This is a genomic window from Romboutsia sp. 13368 (assembly GCF_018336475.1).
GTDB lineage: Bacteria > Bacillota > Clostridia > Peptostreptococcales > Peptostreptococcaceae > Romboutsia.
In genome coordinates, this window is record NZ_CP048741.1 from 1,682,158 (window position 1) to 1,687,323 (window position 5,166).

6 protein-coding genes are annotated in these 5,166 nt (G+C 25.8%); 2 read left to right on the forward strand and 4 right to left on the reverse strand.

Translation table 11 applies throughout. From position 1 onward, the window contains the following. Positions 1 to 147: 147 nt before the first annotated feature. Complete coding sequence (locus G3997_RS06805; RefSeq protein ID WP_296644736.1) at positions 148 to 2,295, forward strand: YhgE/Pip domain-containing protein; 2,148 nt, start codon at positions 148 to 150, stop codon at positions 2,293 to 2,295. A gap of 102 nt (positions 2,296 to 2,397) precedes the next feature. Here the strand turns inward: G3997_RS06805 and G3997_RS06810 are convergent, their stop codons facing one another. Further along, positions 2,398 to 2,787, reverse strand: coding sequence for a hypothetical protein (locus tag G3997_RS06810; protein ID WP_296644739.1), 390 nt, complete (start codon positions 2,785 to 2,787; stop codon positions 2,398 to 2,400). A 119-nt stretch (positions 2,788 to 2,906) separates the two neighbouring features. On the opposite strand from G3997_RS06810, the gene G3997_RS06815 reads away from it, so the two are divergent. Further along, positions 2,907 to 3,215 (forward strand): phage holin, LLH family, encoded by a 309-nt coding sequence (locus G3997_RS06815; protein ID WP_296644741.1) that lies wholly within the window; start codon positions 2,907 to 2,909, stop codon positions 3,213 to 3,215. Positions 3,216 to 3,270: 55 nt separating this feature from the next. Here G3997_RS06815 and G3997_RS06820 read toward each other — a convergent pair whose 3' ends face one another. The 3 genes from G3997_RS06820 to G3997_RS06830 are packed head-to-tail and all read right to left on the reverse strand — an operon-like array spanning position 3,271 to position 5,073. Further along, positions 3,271 to 3,723, reverse strand: a complete 453-nt coding sequence (locus G3997_RS06820) for a Nif3-like dinuclear metal center hexameric protein (RefSeq protein ID WP_296644743.1) — start codon at positions 3,721 to 3,723, stop codon at positions 3,271 to 3,273. Positions 3,724 to 3,740: 17 nt separating this feature from the next. Continuing rightward, positions 3,741 to 4,367 carry a Nif3-like dinuclear metal center hexameric protein gene (locus G3997_RS06825; protein ID WP_296644745.1) on the reverse strand — a complete coding sequence of 209 codons (627 nt, stop codon included), beginning with the start codon at positions 4,365 to 4,367 and terminating at the stop codon, positions 3,741 to 3,743. Positions 4,368 to 4,383: 16 nt separating this feature from the next. Then, positions 4,384 to 5,073, reverse strand: coding sequence for a tRNA (adenine(22)-N(1))-methyltransferase (locus G3997_RS06830; RefSeq protein WP_296644746.1), 690 nt, complete (start codon positions 5,071 to 5,073; stop codon positions 4,384 to 4,386). Between the last annotated feature and the right edge of the window lie 93 nt (positions 5,074 to 5,166).

Here is a 5,166-nt window from a genome sequence, read left to right on the forward strand (position 1 = left end):
TATTGTTTGCTTACTTCTTTTATTTTATATACATACGATAAAATCCTTTAAATTACATAGACTATTATTAAATAAATTAATTTTTATAAAAAAATTTTTGGTATAAAACTGTATTTTTAACTCTATTTAACTACGGAGGTGATTTAAGTGAAAAACATTCTTAAAATATATAAAAATGACTTAAAAGATATTTTCACTAACAAGGCTTTATTGGTAATTATACTTGGCCTTTGTATTTTACCATCACTTTATGCATGGTTTAATATAAAAGCTTCATGGGATCCATACGGCAATACTGGAAACATTGCTGTTGCAGTTGTAAATAAAGATGCAGGAGCAACAGTTTTAAATAAAAATATAAATATCGGAGATGAATTAATAAAAAAGCTTAAAAATAATAAGAGTTTAGGTTGGAAGTTTGTAGATATCAAAAATGCATTAGACGGTGTAAATAGTGGTAAATATTATGCATACATAGAAATACCTTCAAATTTCTCTGAAAATTTAACTTCTTTAGTTTCAAAAGATATAAAAAAAGGCACTATAATATATACTGTAAATGAAAAATTAAATGCTGTAGCTCCTAAAATAACAAATACAGGTGCTACAACTATACAAACAGAAGTAAATGAAACTGTTGTAAAAACAGTGAGTGAAACTGTTTTATCTGTATTTAAAGAACTTGGTATAGAACTTGAAAATCAATTACCAAAGTTATCTACCTTAGAAAATAATTTAATCGAAGTTCAAGGAAAATTTAAAAATATAGATAATGTCGTTAATACAGCAGTTAATACAACTGATAAGGTGGCAGATATAGTTAAAGATATACAAAAGGATATTCCTCTTATAAAAGAAACTATAACTAATTCTAAAAATTTATCATCTGATGTTAAAAGCTTTTTAAGCGATTCAAAAACAGGATTATCTCAATTGTCTCCTATTATAAAAAATGATTTAGGATTAATATCAGAAATATCATTAAATGCTAAAAATTCAGTTTCAAACTTAATAGATGCTATAAATAAAGGTTCAGAGTCTGCACCACAACTTATAGATAATTTATCTACTAAGTTATCAGATTTAGCATCTACTAGTGATACTTTAAGTAACTTCTTAGTAAAATTGAATAAACTAGTCCCTGGCAGTCAATTAGGTAGTTCAATAGATTCCTTAAATAGCATAAGTTCTAAATTAAATTCTTCAATAAGTTATCTAGAATCTATAAAAAGTCAAGTCGCCAATGGACAAACACCTCCTTTAACTAATTTAAATAATTTATTAAAAATTACTGAAGATGTAAATACAATAACATCATCTCTATTAAATAACTTTGATTCAAAAATACAAGAGCCAATAAACAATATTGTAGATGATGGATTTAAAGTTGCTGATAATGTAATCGAAATTCTAGATAGTGCAGAAAAAAAATTACCTGCTGTCGAAGATATTTTAAGTAATGTTTTATCCTTCACTGGTGATGCTGAAGAAGGCTCCGCATTTATAAAAGACAAGTTACCATATGCTAAATCTGTAGTTGATAACTTAGTAGATTCTATAAGTAAAATAAATAATAGTAATGATGTAAAGGAAGTTATATCCCTACTTAAGAGTGATGTTATAGAGCGTTCTGACTTCTTAAAGCAGCCTGTTGATTTAGTAGAAAAAAGACTATACCCTATAAAAAATTATGGTTCAGCTATGACACCATTTTATACAGTTTTATCTTTATGGGTAGGCATATTACTTCTAATGTCTTTACTTTCTACAAATGTTCATGGTGATTATAAAGCAAATGAAATCTATTTTGGTAGAGGCCTTACAATCTTAACATTAACAATAATTCAATCTCTCATCGTAAGTTTAGGAGATATATATTTACTAAAAGCTCAAGTACTTAATATCCCTTTATTTATACTATTATCAGTATTTACAAGTATTGTATTTACAAGCATCGTATACTCTTTAGTTTCTGTGTTTGGAAACATAGGAAAAGCATTTGGAGTTATACTACTAGTTATACAAGTTGCAGGTTCTGGAGGAACATTCCCTATACAAGTTACTCCTGAATTTTTTCAAATGGTTAATCCACTACTACCTTTCACATATGCAATTTCTGCTCTTCGTGAAACAATAGGTGGAATATATATGCCAAACTTAACTAAAGATATATGTGCTTTAGCTATATACATTATAATATTTATATTATTTGCAGTATTATTAAAGAAACCAATAAACAAACTTACACAAAAATTCCAAGACAAATTTAACGAAAGTGATTTAACAGGACATTAGAAAATATAAAAGCTTAGTCAAAGGACTAAGCTTTTATATTTATAATTATGGTTGCTCTTNAATCCACCTAAAAAATAAAAAGGCTATTAGCCTTTTTATCTTTTATTCATCATATTCATCATATTTTTCTTTATTATATTCACTTTCATTTATATTTACATTTTCTTTATCTTCTTTCATAGAATCTACATATTGTTTTACTTCATTTTGCTCTGCATCTTCACAGTTTTCACTAGAAATTCGTCTAGAATTAAATTCATCAATTTTTTCTTTTAACTCCTTATCCTCTAAATCATCCCTTAAGTTATTTATTTCATAATTTTCATTGTCAATATATTGCATTTCTTCTTGATTATTTTTTATTTTTTTATATGTCTTATAGGCAAAATATGCTCCTAGTGCAGCTATCCCAACACCTGCATATATAGCTATTTTTTTATTATTTTCACATATTTCTGTATCAATTTTTCTTTTTATTAAATATTTTTCCATAGCACTTCTCCTTCTTAAATGTCATATATTGTATTAATAGTATTTGTATTATTCAAATAAAAATGATACTATTTTTAAATTTCAATTTTTTACATTAAATTAAGGATGGTGCTTTTCTTATGTATCCTCACTTATTTAATTTATTGTTAACAATAATAACTTTTATTATTACTGTTGGTATAGGTTTTGTAATAACTTATCTAAATCAAAGAATAGAAAGTCAGAAACTTCAAGATTACTACGATATTTCAAAGAAAATTGTTATGGCTATAGAACAGCTTAATCCAGAACTTACTGGATTAGATAAAAAAGATTTAGCATTATCTAAATTATTAGAATTAACTAATAATAAAATAACCTCAGAACAAGCTAATATATTGATAGAATCAGCAGTTTATGAAGTAAAGAAACTTTTACAAAATAATTAATAATTATAAAAATACCTGTAATTATTATTAATTACAGGTATTTTGTGTAAGTTCTTTATATTATTTTAAATGGATTTAAATCTATATCACTTTTTATAACATCTATTTCTTCAATATTTGTTAAGTATATACTTATTGCATCTTTAAATATATTTTCCGTATCAAAATGACCACAATCAATTACATTCATACCTATATCTAAAGCATCTTGAGCATCATGATATTTCATATCACCTGTTATTAAAACATCAGCTCCGTTTCTTTGAGCTTTTTTAAACATATCTGCTCCAGAACCAGTAACTACTGCTACTTTACTTATTTTATCATTAAGGTTTCCTGTAACTCTAATGTGTTCCATATTTAATTTCTGTTTWATAATTATAGAAAGCTCTCTTAGAGAAATACTTTCATTTAATGTGGCAATTCTTCCAAGACCTACAGAACTTCCTTTATTCTCAAGTTTATATAAATCATATGCAACTTCCTCATAAGGATGTGCTTTTAACATAGAACTTATAACTCCMCCTAATATCTTTGTGGTACTATAGTTTCTATTTTAACTTCTTCAACTAGCTCTATTTCGCCTATATTACCTATATAAGGATTAGTATTTTCAAGAGGCTTAAAACTACCTATACCTTGAGTTGAAAAACTACAATGACTATAATTCCCTATATAACCTGCTCCTGCATCATATAAAGCACTTTTTACTTTATCTATATGAGAATTAGGTACATATACTGCTAATTTATATAAAACTTCAGTATTAGTTACATCTAATACTTTTGAGTTCTCAAATCCCATTAACTTCATAAAATAATCATTTAAACCATCATAAGCTATATCAAAATTAGTATGCATAGAGTAAAGTGCTATATCATTTTTTATAAGTTTATGTATAAGCTTTCCTTTGAAATCTTGAGTATTTATCTTGTTCATCTTTTTAAATATAAATGGATGATGTGTTATTATTAAGTCTATATTATTTTCTATAGCTTCATCTATAACTTTTTCATTTGCTTCAAGTACAACTAGTACTTTATTAACCTCCATATCAAAGTCACCAACTAAAAGACCTACATTATCCCAATCATATGCTAAGCTTAATGGATACTTTGATTCTATCTTTTTTATAAGTGTTTTTAGTAACATATTATCCCCCTAGATTTTATATTTTTAAATTTTCAAGCTTTGATATTTTATCAGTACTCATTTTTATTTTTTTCTCTATTTCTTCGCCAGTTTTACCTTCTAATTTTTTTAGTATCGAGTTATACATAAATATTTTTTTATCTATTAATTCATTTACTAATGGATCTTTATTTTCTATAAGTTTCTTACCAATTTCATAATATATATCATCTTCAACAACAGTATTTACTGAAGTATATTTAGCTACAATTATTTCATATATTCTAAAGTCTTCTTTAACTAAAACTTCATCTAATATTTCATATCCATTATTTAAAAGATATTTTCTAAGCTCATCTTGTGCTTGCATAGGTTGTAATATTAATTTATCTAAACTATGAGCTACATTTTTTTTAGCTTCTAATAACTCACTTATTAATATCCCACCCATACCAGCAATTATTACTTCATCTACTTCATTTTCATTAAGTACTTCTATACCTGAACCTAATCTTAAATCAACTTTATCACTTAAATTATTATGTCTAACTTCACTTCTTGCATTTTCTAATGGACCTTTGTTTACATCTGCAAGTATAGCAAAATCTACATGTCCTTTATTTAATAAATATACTGGGATATATCCATGGTCAGTTCCTATATCTGCAACTCTTTTTCCTTTTGTAACTAAACTAGCTATTTTTAATAATCTATCTGTTAATTTCATATGTAATGTCCTTTCTTAATAAGTAGCTATTACTCAACTTAATTGTAAATAAGTTTTCTATATGATACAAAAATTCGCCCATAAGRCGAATTT